Source organism: Paenibacillus sp. UNC496MF (assembly GCF_900113915.1).
Lineage (GTDB): Bacteria > Bacillota > Bacilli > Paenibacillales > Paenibacillaceae > Paenibacillus_Z > Paenibacillus_Z artemisiicola.
The window spans coordinates 135,809-152,184 of the sequence record NZ_FORE01000010.1 but is presented as its reverse complement, the minus strand read 5'-3'; the positions used below and the strand labels follow the sequence as shown (position 1 = coordinate 152,184).

Annotated in this window: 16 protein-coding genes; 7 read left to right on the top strand and 9 right to left on the bottom strand. The window is 63.0% G+C overall.

Annotated features, from left to right (window positions below; all coding sequences use genetic code 11):
- Nucleotides 1–575: 575 nt before the first annotated feature.
- Together BMZ79_RS18540 and BMZ79_RS18535 are read left to right on the top strand one after the other, a co-directional pair.
- Nucleotides 576–785 carry a hypothetical protein gene (locus tag BMZ79_RS18540; RefSeq protein ID WP_090642370.1) on the top strand — a complete coding sequence of 70 codons (210 nt, stop codon included), beginning with the start codon at nt 576–578 and terminating at the stop codon, nt 783–785.
- Between the two features lie 217 nt (nt 786–1,002).
- Complete coding sequence (locus BMZ79_RS18535) at nt 1,003–2,226, top strand: NAD(P)/FAD-dependent oxidoreductase (protein WP_090642369.1); 1,224 nt, start codon at nt 1,003–1,005, stop codon at nt 2,224–2,226.
- Between the two features lie 95 nt (nt 2,227–2,321).
- Here the strand turns inward: BMZ79_RS18535 and BMZ79_RS18530 are convergent, their stop codons facing one another.
- Genes BMZ79_RS18530 through BMZ79_RS18520 form a run of 3 tightly spaced genes read right to left on the bottom strand, consistent with a single transcriptional unit; the run spans nt 2,322 to nt 4,707 of the window.
- Entirely contained in the window at nt 2,322–3,074 is a 753-nt protein-coding gene (locus BMZ79_RS18530; RefSeq protein WP_090642367.1) for an amino acid ABC transporter ATP-binding protein, read from the bottom strand.
- A gap of 39 nt (nt 3,075–3,113) precedes the next feature.
- Complete coding sequence (locus BMZ79_RS18525; RefSeq protein ID WP_090642366.1) at nt 3,114–3,791, bottom strand: amino acid ABC transporter permease; 678 nt, start codon at nt 3,789–3,791, stop codon at nt 3,114–3,116.
- A 19-nt stretch (nt 3,792–3,810) separates the two neighbouring features.
- Nucleotides 3,811–4,707 carry an amino acid ABC transporter substrate-binding protein gene (locus tag BMZ79_RS18520; protein ID WP_371263740.1) on the bottom strand — a complete coding sequence of 299 codons (897 nt, stop codon included), beginning with the start codon at nt 4,705–4,707 and terminating at the stop codon, nt 3,811–3,813.
- A 198-nt stretch (nt 4,708–4,905) separates the two neighbouring features.
- On the opposite strand from BMZ79_RS18520, the gene BMZ79_RS18515 reads away from it, so the two are divergent.
- From BMZ79_RS18515 to BMZ79_RS18510, 3 genes are all read left to right on the top strand, one after another.
- Nucleotides 4,906–6,192 (top strand): multidrug effflux MFS transporter, encoded by a 1,287-nt coding sequence (locus BMZ79_RS18515; RefSeq protein WP_090642364.1) that lies wholly within the window; start codon nt 4,906–4,908, stop codon nt 6,190–6,192.
- Nucleotides 6,193–6,234: 42 nt separating this feature from the next.
- A complete protein-coding gene (locus BMZ79_RS33660; protein WP_143088993.1) occupies nt 6,235–7,458 on the top strand; it encodes a hypothetical protein in 1,224 nt (407 codons plus the stop codon).
- Between the two features lie 656 nt (nt 7,459–8,114).
- Nucleotides 8,115–8,540, top strand: coding sequence for a VOC family protein (locus BMZ79_RS18510; RefSeq protein ID WP_090642363.1), 426 nt, complete (start codon nt 8,115–8,117; stop codon nt 8,538–8,540).
- 97 nt (nt 8,541–8,637) lie between these two features.
- On the opposite strand, the gene BMZ79_RS18505 is transcribed toward BMZ79_RS18510, so the two are convergent.
- The 6 genes from BMZ79_RS18505 to BMZ79_RS18480 form a co-directional block, all read right to left on the bottom strand.
- On the bottom strand, nt 8,638–9,768 hold the full coding sequence (locus BMZ79_RS18505) for a glycosyltransferase WbsX family protein (protein ID WP_177222198.1): 1,131 nt from the start codon (nt 9,766–9,768) through the stop codon (nt 8,638–8,640).
- 271 nt (nt 9,769–10,039) lie between these two features.
- The gene (locus BMZ79_RS18500) at nt 10,040–10,963 is read right to left on the bottom strand and encodes a helix-turn-helix transcriptional regulator (RefSeq protein WP_090642360.1); all 924 of its coding nucleotides are present in this window, start codon (nt 10,961–10,963) and stop codon (nt 10,040–10,042) included.
- Nucleotides 10,964–10,978: 15 nt separating this feature from the next.
- The gene (locus BMZ79_RS18495; RefSeq protein WP_090642358.1) at nt 10,979–11,797 is read right to left on the bottom strand and encodes a sulfite exporter TauE/SafE family protein; all 819 of its coding nucleotides are present in this window, start codon (nt 11,795–11,797) and stop codon (nt 10,979–10,981) included.
- 576 nt (nt 11,798–12,373) lie between these two features.
- Nucleotides 12,374–12,652 carry a hypothetical protein gene (locus BMZ79_RS18490; RefSeq protein WP_090642357.1) on the bottom strand — a complete coding sequence of 93 codons (279 nt, stop codon included), beginning with the start codon at nt 12,650–12,652 and terminating at the stop codon, nt 12,374–12,376.
- A 74-nt stretch (nt 12,653–12,726) separates the two neighbouring features.
- Entirely contained in the window at nt 12,727–13,710 is a 984-nt protein-coding gene (locus BMZ79_RS18485) for a quinone oxidoreductase family protein (RefSeq protein ID WP_090642355.1), read from the bottom strand.
- A 4-nt stretch (nt 13,711–13,714) separates the two neighbouring features.
- Complete coding sequence (locus BMZ79_RS18480; RefSeq protein ID WP_090642354.1) at nt 13,715–14,362, bottom strand: glutathione peroxidase; 648 nt, start codon at nt 14,360–14,362, stop codon at nt 13,715–13,717.
- 362 nt (nt 14,363–14,724) lie between these two features.
- On the opposite strand from BMZ79_RS18480, the gene BMZ79_RS18475 reads away from it, so the two are divergent.
- Nucleotides 14,725–15,528, top strand: a complete 804-nt coding sequence (locus BMZ79_RS18475; protein ID WP_090642352.1) for a futalosine hydrolase — start codon at nt 14,725–14,727, stop codon at nt 15,526–15,528.
- A 4-nt stretch (nt 15,529–15,532) separates the two neighbouring features.
- Entirely contained in the window at nt 15,533–16,366 is an 834-nt protein-coding gene (locus BMZ79_RS18470) for a 1,4-dihydroxy-6-naphtoate synthase (RefSeq protein WP_090642351.1), read from the top strand.
- Nucleotides 16,367–16,376: the final 10 nt, after the last annotated feature.

Below are 16,376 nucleotides of genomic sequence, written 5' to 3'. Positions count from 1 at the left end.
CGTCCTCCCTCCCGGACGTCCGGCCGCGCTTCCTTGCGCTCCGCGCGCCGGCGGATCGCCCGTACTCCGGCGACCGAGCCGATCGCGCTTAAGTAAAACGGTTACCCTAATTCCCGCGGATCGCCGGCAGACGTCGGATAAAGTCGATTCGACAGATTTCCCAACGAATCGTCAACACGTGCGTCAATAGTCCCTTGTGCGCTTCGTCACGAGAAACCTCGGGCATTCGGGAATGGAGGGAAAGGATTGAGTTAAGCGCTTACCTTATAATTCAATCATGTAAGCCCTTTCGCTGTCAATCGAAACTTTCGGCGCGGCGGCCCGGGCGGGGACGCTTGCCCCGACTTCGCGGCGGAACGGATATCGGGACGCGGGACGGATGCCGGCGGACGGATAGCAGAGACGCGTGACGGCTTAGGCGAAGCGAGACGGTACGGGACTTTCCGCGGCGGTGCAAAACGGCACGCGACTATCCGGCAAGGCACGGCCCTCTGTTTCGCCCGCGCGGCGGAAGGGTACATGTCATACGACAACGACCGGCCGCCCGCCGGGGCCGCCGAAAGGAGCCTTCCCTCATGTCTTACGACGATTTCGCGTTCTTGCTGCGCTTCAATCATATCATGACGTTCGGCACGCTGACGCCGAGGACGGCGAATCACGGCACCGTCTTCGAGCTCCTGAAAGGCCGCCTGCCCAAAGCCGCCGGAGCCGGGCCGCTCCGCGCGGGACCCGGCTTCGCGGCCGCCGCCGGCCCGAACCCGCGGCGGACCGCGGCCGGCCGATAAGGCTCGCATTGCCCGAACGAACCGGCATCGCCCGGACGGGTCCTCCCGCCGGACGGACCCTCATCCCCAGCGAGACAAGCACCCTTACCGGCAAGGGTGCTTTTCGGCGTTCCCTCGCCGCCCGGACGACCGCCGCGGGCCGGACCGCGGCCGCAGACATGTTTCTTCCGGCTCCGGCGCACACTAACGCGACATGAAACGAAAGGCAGGGATCGGCTTGGATCTTCATACCGGCAAGATGTACTGGCCCACGACGCTGCAGGACGCGCCGGCGTATCCGACCCTTCGGGAAGACATCGCCTGCGACGTGCTCGTCATCGGCGGCGGCAGCTCCGGGGCGCAGTGCGCCTACGAGCTGAGCGGCGCGGGGCTCGACGTGGTCGTGGCGGACAAGCGGCGCGTCGGCTGGGGGAGCACGCTGACGAATACGGCGCTCCTGCAATACCTCGGCGACAAAATGCTGTTCGAGCTGGTCAACAGCTTCGGCGAACAAGCGGCGATCCGGCACGCCGAACGCTGCCGGCAGGCGATCTCGGATATCGAAGCCGACGCGGGGGCGCTGCCGCGGGACGTCGAATTCGCGCGCAGGGACAGCCTGTATTGCGCCGCGAGCGAGGCCGACCTGCCGAAGCTGGAGCAGGAGTTCGGCTACTTGTCGAAGCACGGCTTCGACGCCGAATGGTGGTCCGGGGACCGGATCCGCCGCCATTACCCGTTCTCGCGTCCCGCCGCGATCTACGTCCGCAACGACGGGGAGATCAACCCGTTCGCGTACAACGTCGCCCTGATCGAAGGCGCCAAGGCCCGGGGCGCGGCGATCTACGAGCAGACGGAAATCACCGGCCGGGTCGACGAAGCCGACCACGTGGCGTTCCGCACCGCCGGCGGCCCTACGATCCGGGCGCGCAGGGCGATCGTGGCGGCCGGCTACGAGACGATGTCCTTCAAGCCGGACAAAAACGCGCTGCTGCTCAGCACGTACGCCGTCGTGACCAAGCCCCTCGACGCGTTCGACGGCTGGCATGGCCGGACGCTCGTCTGGGAGACGGCCCGGCCGTACATCTACCTGCGCACGACGCGGGACCGCCGCGTCATCGTCGGCGGGCTCGACGAAGGGACCGCGATCGCGGAGGACCGCGATTCCCGCCTGGCCGGCAAGCGGGACCGGCTGATGAAAGAGCTGGCCGACCGGTTTCCCGCGATCGCCGCGGCGACGGAAGCGGAATTCCATCTCGCCGCCTTCTACGGCGGGACGCACGACGGCCTCCCGATGATCGGGGAATACGGGGACTTCCCGCGCTGCTTCTTCCTCTATGCTTACGGCGACAACGGGCTCGTCTACAGCTCCATCCTCGCCAAGCTGCTCAAGGACCGGCTGACGGGCACGCCGAATCCCGACTACGACTTTTACCGGCAAGGGCGGCCGGCATTGACGCGTTAGCCCGCGCGGGGAAGCGCGCTCCGAAGCCGAAGCCAAAAAGAAAGCCGGCCCCCGAACCGGGGGCCGGCTTTTTTGCTATGCCGTCTCGCCTTGTGTCACCCGTCCCGCTCCATCAGCAGGGACAAGAATCGCCGCGTCCGTTCCTCGCGCGGCCGCTCGAACAGCTGCTCCGGCGGGCCTTCCTCGACGATGACGCCGCCGTCCAGCAGCACGATCCGGTCCGCCACCTCGCGGGCGAACTTCATCTCGTGCGTGACGATCATCATCGTCCGCCCTTCCTCCGCCAGCTCGCGGATGACCTTCAGCACCTCGCGGACGAGCTCGGGATCGAGCGCCGACGTCGGCTCGTCGAACAGCAGCAGCTCGGGATCGATGGACATCGCCCGCGCGATCCCGACCCGCTGCTGCTGGCCGCCGGAGAGCTGGTGCGGGTAAGCGTCGGCCTTGTCGGCCAAGCCCACTTTCGCGAGCAGCCGCAGCGCTTTGTCCTTCGCTTCGGCCTTCGGCGCGCGCTTCACCGTCACCTGGCCCTCCATCACGTTTTGCAGCGCCGTGAAATGCGGGAACAGGTGATACGCCTGGAAGACCATGCCCGACCGGCGGCGCAGCGCGAGCACGTCCGCCTGCCGCGGCTTCGCGCCCGGCCGGAATTCCAGCCGCGCGCCCCCGACCGCGACGGTGCCCGACGTCGGCGTCTCCAGGACGTTCAGGCAGCGAAGCAGCGTCGACTTGCCGGAGCCCGACGGCCCGATGACGACGAGCACGTTCCCTTTCTCGAGCGTCAGGTCGATGCCGCGCAGCACGTCCAGGCCGCCGAACGATTTGGTCAGCCGGCGAACTTCGATCATGAGCGATCCCTCCTTCCGGACGGCGTCCCGGACCGTCCGCTAGACGGCGGCATACCGGTCGAAATGCCGTTCCAGCCGCCGCTGCAGCGCCCCGAGCACCGTGCAGAACACTAAGTAGATGAGCGCGACCTCACAATAGACCAGCATCGGTTCGTACGTCGCCGCCGCGATCTGCTGCCCTTTCTGGAACAGCTCGGTGACCGTCACGGCCGCCGCCAGGGACGTGTCCTTCACGAGCGAGATGAACGAGTTCGAGAGCGGCGGCACCGATACCCGGGCGGCCTGGGGCAGGATGATGCGCCGCAGCGCCTGTCCCCGCGTCTGCCCGAGGGAGTACGCCGCTTCCCACTGGCCCCGCGGAATCGAGACGATCGCCGCGCGGACGATTTCCGAGCCGTAGGCGCCGACGCTGAGCGAGAACCCGATGACCGCCGCCGGGAACGCGTCGATGAGAATGCCGAGGCTCGGCAGGCCGTAGAAAATGATGAACAGCTGGACCAGCAGCGGCGTGCCGCGGACGATCCAGACGTAGAAGCGCGCCAGCAGGACAAGCGGCCGGAAGTCCGACAGCCGCGCCAGCGCGGTCGCCACCGCCAGCGCGAGGCCGAGCGCGAACGAGATCACCGTAAGCGGCACGGTAAACGCAAGCCCCGCGCGCAGCAGGGGCAGGAAGGAATCGGCGAAAATCTGCAGGTATCGTTCCGTATGTTCGCTCATGTTGCCAACCCGCTTTCTCTTACTTCGAGACGTCCTCGCCGAAATAGGTCTGGGAGATTTTCAAGTAGGTGCCGTCCGCCTTCATGTCCGCCAGCGCCTTGTTCGCCGCGTCGACGAGATCCGTGCCGCCCTTGCGGAAGAGCAGCCCGCTTTGCGAGACGTTGTCCGTCTCCGCCACGACCTTGATCGGCACGTCGGGACGCTGCTTCTTCAAATCCAGGAACGACAGCTTGTCGTTGACGGTCGCGTCGATCCGGCCCGACGTCAGCAGGTCGATCGCCTGGTTGAAGCCGTCGATCTGCACGATCTGCGCGCCGTTCGCCTTGGCGATGTCGCCGAGATCGCTCGTGAGCGACTGGCCGGACTTCTTGCCCTTCAGGTCGGCCAAGCTCTTGATGGACGTGTTGTCGTCCTTCACGATCAGCACGGCCTTCGACAGGATGTACGGATCGGAAAAATCGTACTTCTGCTTCCGGTCGTCCCGGATCGTCACTTCGTTCGCGACCATGTCGAACCGCTTGGCGTCGAGTCCGGCCAGCATGCCGTCCCACTTGGTCTCCACGAACTTCGCCTTTACCCCGATCCGCTTCGCCACCTCCTGCGCGATATCCACGTCGAAGCCCGTCAGCTTGCCGCTCTTGTCGTGAAACGTGAACGGCGCGTACGTTCCCTCCGTGCCGACCGTGATTTCGCCGGCCGATTTGACGGCCGCGAGGGCCGTGCCGGCTCCCGCGCCCGCGTTGTTCCCGCCGGCGGCCTCGCCCGTATTGGTCCCCGCGCCGCCGGCCGCGTTGTTGCCGCCGTTCGCCGCCCCGTTGCCGGCATTATTGCCGCCCTTGCCGCCGCAAGCCGTCCCCGAGAGCAGAAGCGCCGCGGACAGCATGCCGGCGCCTAGACCGCGCTGCCAAGTATGCATGGGAAATCCCTCCTTTTGATTCGGGGATAGTATGCCGGCTTTTCCTTCGGATTATCCCGCGCATCCGGGAACGGCGGCTTTGCCGGACGCGCCTTGGGGACGGAAACCGTTCGGGCTCGTTCGTTGACAGCGCCGCGAACCGCTCCCTATAATGAGTGCAGCTTGTTACCGCGCGGAGACTCGATAAGCGCTGCTTCTATGAAACGGAACGTACCGAACGGAAAGGATTTGTTCGCCGTGTCTTCATCCCCGATTCCCGAATCGTCCGCCGCGCTGCCCCGCTCCCGGAGGCTCTGGACGGCGGGCGTGCTCGGTTCGCTGAGCGCGTTCGGGCCGCTCTCGCTCGACATGTACCTGCCGGCGCTGCCGAAGCTCGCGGAGGACCTGCATGCGAGCACGTCGCTCGCCCAGCTCAGCCTGACGGCCTGTATGATCGGCCTCGCGGTCGGACAGCTGTTCGCCGGCCCGGTCAGCGACGTGCGCGGACGCCGGGGCCCGCTGCTCGTCGGGCTGCTGCTCTACGCGGCCGCTTCGCTGCTGTGCGCGTTCGTGCCGAGCATCGGCGCCTTCATCGCCCTCCGCTTCCTGCAGGGCCTCGCCGGCTCCGCCGGCATCGTCGTCTCGCGGGCGGTCGTCCGCGACCTGTACAGCGGCACGGAGCTGACGAAATTTTTCGCCCAGCTCATGCTCGTGAACGGCATCGCCCCGATCGCCGCCCCCATCGTCGGCGGGCAGCTGCTGCACGTCACCGACTGGCACGGCGTGTTCCTCGTGCTCGGCGCGATCGGCCTCGCCATGTTTCTCGCCGTGCTGCTCGGCCTTCCCGAGACGCTCCCGCCGTCGCGCCGCTCCCAGGCCGGCATCGGGAACACGCTGCGCACCTTCCGCCGTCTGCTCGCGGACCGGTCGTTCATGGGCTACGCGCTCGCGCAGGGCTTCGTTATGGCCGCGATGTTCGCCTACATCTCGGGCTCGCCGTTCGTGCTGCAGAACGTGTACGGCGTCTCGCCGCAAGTGTTCAGCCTCTGCTTCGCCGTGAACGGCCTCGGCATTATTTGCGCCAGCCAGCTGGCGGGACGGCTTGCCGGCCGGGTCGACGAGGCGAAGCTGCTCGCGGCCGGGCTCGGCCTGGCCGCGGCCGGCGGCGTCGCGCTGCTGGCCATGCTGCTCGCCCATGCGCCGCTCGGCTTCGTGCTGCCGCCGCTGTTCTTCGTCGTCGCCAGCGTAGGGATCGTGTCCACGATGGGCTTCTCGTTCGCCATGCGCAGCCAGGGGAGCAACGCGGGCAGCGCCTCCGCGCTGCAGGGGCTCATGGCGTTCATCTTCGGCTCCGTCGTGGCGCCGTTCGTCGGCATCGCCGGCAGCGATACGGCGGTGCCGATGGGCATCCTGATCGCGGCCCTCGACGTCGGCGCGGTCCTGATCTACGCGCTGATGGTCAGAAGGAAAAAATCTCATAAAAAGCTATATTTTGATTCAAAATGAGTTAAAATATACTTTAAGAATCCATACTTAAGGGAGATATTTATGAATCTAGGAAGCTGGTTAATTGACAAGAAAATAAGGGGACTTAACCTTTCTTTAGATTTAAATATTCAAGAATATTGGAGTGTTGCTGAAAATATTTTAACGAAGAATGAGTTACAAAGACGCAAAGAACAACCAAAAGGCAATGTTTACACTCTATTGAGACGAGATTTGTTACAAGGGTGTATCATGCCACCAATAATACTAGCTGTTACTGAACAATTTGGCACTCGAATTGCTCCGTTAGTTACAGAAGTTGTTGCTAAAGGGTTTATTGATGATAATTCACATGACCAATTAAATAAATTTATTGGGGAAGCCTTTGAAAACAAAGAACTTATTATTTTAGATGGACTACAAAGAAGTTATACAATTAAGGCTGCATTGGAAGACTCAATTCACCAATCACAAATTGAAGCATTAAAAAATCATATAATTAGAGTTGAAGTCTACTTAGGTCTCTCAAAAATGGGTATACTTTATCGAATGTTAACACTGAATACCGGCCAAACTCCTATGTCGTTTAGGCATCAATTAGAAATGTTATACAATGACTATATTGATACTGACAAACTTCCAGATGGAATAACAGTTGTTCGTGAAATAGATGAAAGCCGCGCACGAGGACTAGGTAAATATAAGTTTTCTGATGTTATTGATTTGTTTTATTCATACTCCACTGGAACTCCGCAATCGTTTGATAAAGAAACTTTGGTTACACAGTTAAAGGAACTTGACTTTCTTGAAAATTATCAGTCAGACACTGAAGATATGTTAACTTTGCTTCAACTCTACAATCACTTGATCAATCACATTAATACAATTTCCGATGGTTGGGAGTATCAGAAAGACGAATATGCGCCAGATCAATTAAATAGAGCCTTTGGTGTAAGTGTTCCAAGTATATTTAGTAAAGTTCAAGCTATGACCGGATTCGGAAGTGCATGCAAAAAGTTAATAAAGACAAATATATATACAAACTTAACTTCTATCTATGAAACAATTACCAATTTATCATTTTGTGATAATCCTCCATCATTAGGCCTGGGTCAGTTATTAATTGTACTAGATGAAATTTCTCAAAGCGCCAAACGTATTGGTGACGCTCAAAGGGCTTATTTTGAAGTTGCCTTTAGAGAAATTCTTAATCCAAATTCAGATTCATTTGGTAATTTAAATGAGTGTTGGGTTGTTGCTCAAGAAAAATACAATATCTTATATTGAGGAGAATATGAGTCTACTCGAAAAGACAATATCTAAATTATTAGATATTCATACAGGTAACCATGCGCATACGAAAGACGGTATAACTTATAGTTACGGCGATAGCAGTATTAGCTTAAATTGTGGCGAAATTAATTTAAATGGTCTAGCAATAACTGAGTTTTCTTTCCTTCTTGTTAATGCTCGTGATCATAAAGAGAGCCAGAGCCTCAAGTGCAAAGTTTGAATAAACCTGAGCCCATTTCTCGTCTGGAATGTATGTTCTATCTATTAGAGAGTTTACCGGAAATATCCAACCAATTCTATCGCCATTAGAAAGTAATAATCTACTTAGTTTTTCACAGTGAGTTAACTTGTTTCTCGTTAATTCCGCCTATTATTCCGAATGATGGAATTTTCTCGATTCTAGATTTCTACTCAGCAGAACAAGCAGTTATTGTATTGAGTAATAAGGCAATAAATACTCTGAATCTAAACATAATGAATGTATGCCTAAAGCCAATTAGAAACTGAATAACCTCCTTCGGGAGGTTTTTTCACGTTTGCTATTGCGAACATATGTTCGATCATATATACTGGGTTTGTGGCGATACTGGATAGGGTTGCTAGCCCTGTAAAGCCCGTACCCATCTCAATATAGAGGAGCTGTTTGAGCCATGTCTTTGCGTTTGACCCCGTATTTCGTAATGAACGGCAACGCGCAGGATGCCATCGCATTCTATGAACGCGCCCTGGGCGCCACGCCGCTGTTCAAGCAGACGTTCGGCGAGATGCCGGAGAATCCCGATTTCCCGCTGCCGGAGTCCGCGAAGAGCCTGGTCAGCCATGCCATGATCCGCATCGGCGAATCCGACATCATGTTCTCGGATACGTTCCCGGGCCAAGAGGTCAAGGCCGGCAACCAAGTGACGATCTGCATCACCTTGGGCGACGCCGAAGAAGCCGCCCGCATCTTCAACGCGCTGGCCGACGGCGGCACGATCGAGATGCCGCTGCAAGAGACGTTCTTCAGCTCCGCGTACGGCACGCTGACGGACAAGTTCGGCATCCCGTTCCAAATCTTCACCGAAGGCAAAATGTAATTTCGAACCGTGCCGACGGACGACAAGGGGCTGTTCCCCGTCATTCTCCGCGAATGACGAGGGAACAGCCCCTTTTTGCGTGCTCCCGATCCGGCCGCTACCGTCCGAACACCGTACGGATCGCTTCCAAGTACGCCAAGCCGTTCGTCGTGTCCGGCTCCAAATAGCTGCCTTCGGTCCATTCGTTCCACGCGTTGATCGTGAAGGCGCGGAAGCCGTTGACATCCTGCTCCAGGAACGCCTTCATCCGTTCGAGCGCGCGCCGGAACCGCTCCGGCGAATTGCCGGACAGCATGGCCATGTACGGATAGCCGAGGTTGTCGAACCGGTCCGATTGAATCGTGCGCGGTGAGGAATCCCAGCCCATCGTGACGTTCGGCAAGTACGGCAGACCGTACTGCCCGGAAAACGTTTCCCAGTCTTCCGCGGATTTCTCGGCGATCTCGGCATACGGCGTCTCCGGAAACGACGACAGCTCTTGGTGGTGAATCCACACGTACGAGGACACACTGTCGATGCCGAGCGCGGCGAGCATGTCTTCCGCGTTCGCGATCTTCTCCTCCCCCGGCAGGATCTGCACGCCCCACACGACGGCGTTCACGTGCAGCTCGCCGAGTCCCGCCGCGCGCACCCGCGCCCGGAAGTCGTCCAGCGCCGCGCGCGCCGCATCGAGGCCGCCGAGCCCTTGGACGAGGCTCATCAGCTCGTAGACGGAGAAGTACAGCTTGCCGTCCACCCGCCAATAATTGGGCCGGTTGAAATAAGCGGCGATCATATGGCCGGTCGCCCGCGCGAACGCCTCCCGGCTGACCCCGCCGGGCGCCAGCGTGTTGTACGGCGCGTTCCGCGGCGCCGGATGGATGTCGATCCAATCGTGGTTCGCCCACATCAGCGCGAACTTCAGCCGTTCGTTGTTGGCCGCGCCGAGGAAGCCCTCCTCCAGCGCGCGCTCCAGGTAAGGGCCGTCCTCGTACCAGTACCAATCGAATATAAACGTATCCACGCCGTGATCCGCGGCCGCGTCGATCTTTTGCGCCATGGCGGCGGGATCCGCCTCGTCCGTGTAGCCCCACAAGGGCACCTTCGGGAGATCGTGTCCCTCGAAGCGCGGCGTCGCCCGCTTCACCAGCTCCCACTCCGTCCAGCCTTCGCCGTGCCAAGCCTCGTTGCGCCTGTCGACATGATAGTTCGGAAAATAATAGACCGCGACCTCGTACGGTTTCGCCATGCGCGTCCGCCTCCCGGATTCGGAATTTGCCATCGCTTTCATCCTACCCCGGCGGAGGCTTGCGTGTATTTGGAGCGCCGGCGCGGGCTTTTGCACAAACGGCGAAAGCGGAGGCCGCGGAGGCCGATGACGGGCTGCGTCAAGCCGGTCGGTTCCGCAGAACTTCGGTCGACGGGCGTTGACGATGCCGCGGAGGCTGGCGGCGCACGTAAGGGTCGGGACACTCACGCGCCTTTACGATGGACGCGCCATCCCTCTCTTGCGCGTCCGCTCACGTCGGGCCGCGCAGCGACTCCCCGTAGGCCCGCGGGGGCAGGCCCTCCAGCTTCTTGAATAAACGGCTGAAATAATGCAGGTCTTCGTATCCGCACCGCTGCGCGATCTCGCCGACGGACAAGCCGCCCTGCCGAAGCAGCTCCTTGGCCCGCTCCATGCGCTGCCGGGTCAGATACTGCGTCCAGGACAGGCCCGTCGCTTGCTTGAACAGCGCGCGGGCGTATTTCGGCGTCATGCCGTGTCGGCTCGCGACGGCCTCCAGCCCGGCCTCGGGCTGCGGCCCGTCGCCGCCGCGCAGGATCGCGACCAGCTCCGTGATCATCGCCCGGTGCGGGCTGTCCCGGCGGACGCCCTCCGCCGTATGCGTCTCCTCCAGCAGCAGGCCGATGAGATCGAGCAGGCAGGCGCGCATCCGCGCTTCGTAGCCGAACGGCCGGCGCTCGAACAGGGCGAGCAAGTCGGCGAAGCGTTCGCTGAACCGGTGCGGCGCGCCGGTATGGACGAACGGCGGCAGCTCCACGTCCGCGAACGTCTGCACGGGCCGCTCCAGCAGTTCCTCCTGCACGGGCACCTCCGGCAGATTCGCGTAGTCGACCCGTACATAGACATCGTCGGGGAAATCCAGCTCCCGCCCCAAATAGACGAGGTCGAAATGGCAGGCGTAATAGGCGAACGACCCGCCCTCCGGCACCCGGCAGGCGTTCCAGACGAGCGGCGGAATGACGTGCAGGTCGCCCGCTTGCAGCAGCCTCTCCTCGTCGCCGAGCGTGAACAAGGCGCTGCCTCGCGTCAGATAGATGAACTCGTAGTCGTAAATCATTCGGCGCGGCACCCGATAGCGCTCGTCGCCTTCGTTGTACTGCGCGTACCGCACGTACGGGGCCAGCTGCTGCAGCCCGATCGCCATGGCCGACGCCAATGGGCCCGCCTCCTCTCAGGTCATGATCATCCGCAGCGCGAACAGCAGGAGCGCCCCGCACATGATGCGGATCAGCAGCACGCCGCCGATGCGCCGCGAGATGCGCGCGCCGAACCAGCCGCCGAGCAGCGCGCCCGGCGCGAGCGCCGCGACGAGCAGCCAGTCCCATTCGCCGCGGATCAAGTGCATGCCGCTGCCGAAGACCGCCGAGACGAATATGACCGCCATCGACGTGGCGGAAGCGATATGCGGCGGGAACCGGAACAGCAGCACCATCGCCGGAATGAGCAGCACGCCGCCGCCGATGCCGAGCAGCCCGGAGATCAGCCCGACGACGCCCCCGATGCCGAGCGCGGGCAGCGCGTTGAAGCCGTATTCGTGCCGTGCGCCGGCCGCGTCCGTATAGGACCGCACGTACCGCCACTTGCCCTGGTACGGCTTGATCCGGTTGCGCAGCAGCAGAAGCACCACCATGAACAGCATGAAGTAACCGAACGCCCGGCGGAACGCGCCCGGATCGAAGAGCGAGGTCAGGCTCGCCCCCAGCACCGACATCGGCCCGCTGGAGATGGAGAAGAACAGCGCGCTGCGCAGGTCCGCCTTGCCCTCCCGCACGAACGTCAGCGTCGACGTCAGCGACGTGAAGACGAGCGCCCCGAGCGACACGCCGACCGCCAGCGCCGTGTCGATGTCCATGCCGAGCATGGACGGGCCGAGCAGCAGCAGCGCCGGCACGATGATGACCCCGCCGCCCAAGCCGACGATGGCGCCGAAGGTCGACGCCACCAGCCCGAGCGCGAACATTACCGGCAAAGCGGAAACGTCCCATGTCATAACCATTGGAAACAAAGATGCCGCACCTCTTATCGCATTCATTTGAACGTCTTGTTGGCGTACATCTTTCATTATAACGAACCGGGACTGCCATTTCATGCCTTTGGCGGGCCTGTCGGTTCAGAAGGATGCGAAGGTGCGGAAGCAATGGCAATGGCCCGGAATTGCCGCCCCCTGTCGGCTCCGTTCGCGGTACCGCCGGGATTGCGGCTTCCGCTGCCGATGCATGGCGGGCCCGCCGGAGCTGCGCCCCCTCATCCACAGATGCCGCTCACGGACACTGCCGGAGTGTGTCCGCGAAACCCCGCGGAAAGCCAAAATGATCGAAATAGCGGCTGTCGTGGCCGCCAAACCAAACGCCGCTTCCGTGCTTGCGCCCCCGCGAGCCGCGAGCTTACCCCCGTTGTCGCAATCGCTTCGACAAATGGCTCCGCGCTGTTGTCCGTGATCGAGCGGACCGTTCGGCAAACGGCTTTCGATGCATGGACAGCTCCGTCGCTCATCGCCCCCGCTCGGCGCCGGCAACGCAAAAAGGACAGCATCGCTGCTGTCCCCTTCAGGCCCGAGGCGACGTTCTTAGTCGACGTAGCCCGCGATGCCTTGTTCCATCAAGTAATCCATCTCCGCGTCCAGGATCGACTCCACGGTCAGCTCGTCCGACTTGAGTCCCGGGCGGCTCAGGATGTAGTCCGTCAGCTCGTCGCTGTCGATGTTCACTTCGCCGTTCTTGTCCTCCGGCGCGTTGTTGATGAACGCCTGCTCATGCTTCAGCACCTGCTCGATCAGCTTGGCGTCGGCGTTCGTCTTGCCGGCGATGAATTGCACCAGCTCGATCATGTTGATTTGCTCGCTCACTTCGTCAGCACCCCTCGTTCTTCATTCACGCAGTGCCATTGTATCATAGGCGGCCGCGCGCGCTCAAAGAGCCGCTACGGCACGAGCAAAATTTTCCCCGTGCTCGCCCGGCTCTCGATCAGGCGGTGCGCCGCCGCGCCCTCCGCGAGCGGAAACCGCGTCGGCGCCGCCAGCTTCAACCGGCCCGCGAGCAGGTCGCCGAACAGCGACTCCGCCCGCCGGATGCGGTCGGCCGCCGTCGTGACGTGGTTCCACAAATCCCCGCCGGTGAGCGTCTTGCTCGTATCCATCAGCATCCGGGGATCGACGAGCGGCGGATCGCCGCCGGCCATGCCGAAGAAGACGACCGTTCCCCGCGTCCGCACCGCCCGGAAGCTGTCCATCAGCGTCGCGCCTACGGAATCGTAAGCCGCGTCGACGCCGGCTTCTCCGCTGCCCCCGGGGGAAGCCGTCCGGCGCAGCACCTCCGCCGCCCAGTCGCCGCCGTACAGCAGCGCCTCGTCCGCGCCGGCCGCCAGCGCCGTTTCGCGCTTGGCCTCGCTGGACGTGAGGCCGATGACGTACGCGCTCTTGGCCTTGCATAGCTGCGCGAGCAGCTGCCCGACGCCCCCGGCCGCCGCATGGACGAGAATCCGGTCGCCCGGCCGGACGGCATAGCTGTCGTTCGCCAGGTAGTGCGCGGTCAAGCCCTGCAGCAGCACCGCCGCGGCGGTGTCGAAGCCGATGCCGTCCGGCAGCGGAATGAGCCGGTCCGCCGGCACCCCGACGAGCTCCGCGTTCGCGCGCGGCGCATCCGCGAAGCCCACCCGGTCGCCCGGGCGAATGCCCGCTACGCCCGGCGCGACCGCTTCGACGACTCCCGCTCCTTCGTAGCCGAGAATATACGGCGGTTCGCCGACGAGATGATAGTTGCCCTGCCGCCGGTACACGTCGGCGTAATTCAATCCGATCGCCTTCATGCGCACGACGGCGGTGCCCGGCGCGAGCGCCGGCTCGGCGATCTCTTCGACCGCCAGCACCTCCGGTCCCCCGAAAGCGCGGAATACCAATGCTTTCATGCTGTCACCCTTTCCTGCGCGTCCTCCCTAGTGTAACCGTTCGGGGAAACGAAACGCCAGAAGGCCGGCGGACGGGACGCGAAAAGCCGATCAGTTCGAGGCGCCGAGCAGCTGCTTCGATCTCGCCGGCCATCGCCAGCGGCTCGACGTTCGATTCGTAGCGGCCGACGACGTTGCCCTTGCTGTCGACGAGGAATTTCGTGAAGTTCCACTTGATGGAATCGTCGATCAGCCAATGCGGCAGCTTCTCGCTCAGGAAGGCGTGCAGCATGTTGCCGCTCGGCTCACTCGTGTCGAAGCCTTGGAACGGCGCCTGCTCCGTCAAGTAGCGGAACACCGCGTTCGCGTTCGCGTCGCGAACGTCGGACTTGGCGTACAGCGGGAACGTAACGCCGTAGTTGATCTGGCAGAAGCTCTGCACGTCGGAATCGGTGCCGGGCTCCTGCTCGCCGAATTGGTTGGACGGAAAGCCGGGCACGCGCATCCCTTGGCCGGCGTACTGCTCGTGCAATTTCTGCAGGTCCGCGTACTGCGGGGTGAAGCCGCATTTGCTGGCGGTATTGACGATGAGCAGCACGACCCCTTCGCACTCCGAAAGCGGCTTGTTCCCGCCTTTCATGGTCGTGGCCTGAAGCTCGTAAAGCTTGGACATCGTGGATCCCTCCGATATGGCATGAAAGCACGCCTTGAATGATATCAATCAATTAAATTGCATAAAATCTAAATGCAATGTGCCAGTCCCGCCGCCGACCATCAACCCGGAACCGCGCGGCGCGCCGCCGGACCGGCGGACGTTCGGGCGACCGTCCGCCAACGCGTCCGTCCTTCGGCCGCGAACGCCGGACCCGACGCGGCCCCGGGAGCGCCGGGTTGAATGTCCCGGACGACAGCGGTACAATTTTAGTGATCTGCGAGAGAAACCACACGGCGGCACATCGCCGGCCGGCCGGCTATCGTCCGTCCCGGCGGCTTGCCGCGAGCAGGCCTCGGCCTGCGTCGAAAAGGAGATGCCTCATGGCCAACAAGGAATTACCGATTCGCGGCCGCGTGCTGATCGTCACCGCGGTCGACGCGGAACGCGAGGCGGTGCTGCGCGGGCTCGGCGGCGACCGCCGGTTCGACGTCGTCGCCGCGGGCGTCGGCCCGGCCGCCGCGGCCGCGGGCACGGCCTTCGCGCTCGCGGCCGGCGGCCGGGCGCCAAGCGCCGCCGGCGCCGAAGCCGCTCCCGCGCCGGACGCGACCGGACGCGCGAAGCCGCCGCGCGCCGGCGGAGACGCCGCGGCCGTGCCGAGCGCGTCCGCGCGCTTCGCGGCCGCGGGCGGCGACGGCTACGCGCTCGTCGTCAGCGCCGGCATCGCGGGCGGCTTCCCCGGGCGGGCGCCCGTCGGGTCGCTCGTCGTCGCGACCGCGCTCGTCGCGGCGGACCTCGGCGCCGAGACCGCGAACGGCTTCGCCGGCGTGGACGAGCTCGGCTTCGGCTCCGCGCGCCTCGCGGCCGACGCCCGCCTCGCGGGCGCCTTGGCCGCGCGCCTCGCCGCGGCCGGCTTGCCGGTGAGCACCGGACCCGTGCTCACCGTCACGACCGCGACGGGCACGGCCGCGACCGCCGCGGAGCATCTGCGGCGCGTGCCGGACGCGGCGGCCGAAGCCATGGAAGGCTTCGGCGCGGCCGAGGCCGCGCGGCAGTTCGGCCTGCCCGCGCTCGAATTGCGGGCCATATCCAACGCCGTCGGCCCCCGCGACCGGGACGCCTGGCGGATCGGCGACGCGCTCCGGGCTCTGGAGCGCGCCAGCGAGATTTTGAAAGAGGTGCTCTGATCTTATGAAAATCGCGTACTCCCCTTGTCCCAACGATACCTTCGTCTTCCACGCGCTGACGCACGGCCTCGTGCCGGGCGCGCCGGCGTTCGACGTCACGTACGCCGACATCGACATCACCAATAATTGGGCCGCGGCCGGCGAAGGCCCCGAGGTCCTGAAAATTTCGTACGCCGCGCTTCCGTGGGTGCTGGACGACTACGCCCTGCTGCCGTGCGGCGGCGCGCTCGGCCGCGGCTGCGGACCGCTCGTGCTGACCAAGGAGAAGCTCGCTTCCCCCGCGGAGCTCGCGGGCAAACGCGTGGCCGTGCCGAGCGAACGCTCGACCGCGTACCTCCTCTTCCGGCTGTGGGCGGCGCAGAGCATTCCGGGCGGCAATCTCGACATCGTCGTCATGCCGTTCCACGAGATCATGCCGGCCGTGCGTGACGGCGCCATCGGCGCCGGGCTCGTCATTCACGAAGCCCGCTTCACCTACCAGAATTACGGCCTGAGCCTGCAAACCGACCTCGGCAGCTGGTGGGAATCCGATACCGGCCTGCCGATTCCGCTCGGCGCCATCATCGCCCGCCGCTCCTTGGACGCCGCTCCGCTGACGCAGTGGATCCGCGCTTCCGTCGACTACGCCTGGGCCCACCCGGAAGCGTCGCAGGCGTACGTGATGGAGCATGCGCAGGAGATGTCCCCGGACGTCGCCAAGCAGCATATCGCGCTGTACGTCAACGAATTCACCGCGAATCTCGGCGCCGGCGGCTATGCCGCCGTCGAATCGCTGCTCGGCCGCGCGATGAAGGAAGGCCTCGTGCCGGCTTTCGACCTCGCCAAGCTGCGTGCTTAAGGCGAGGCCC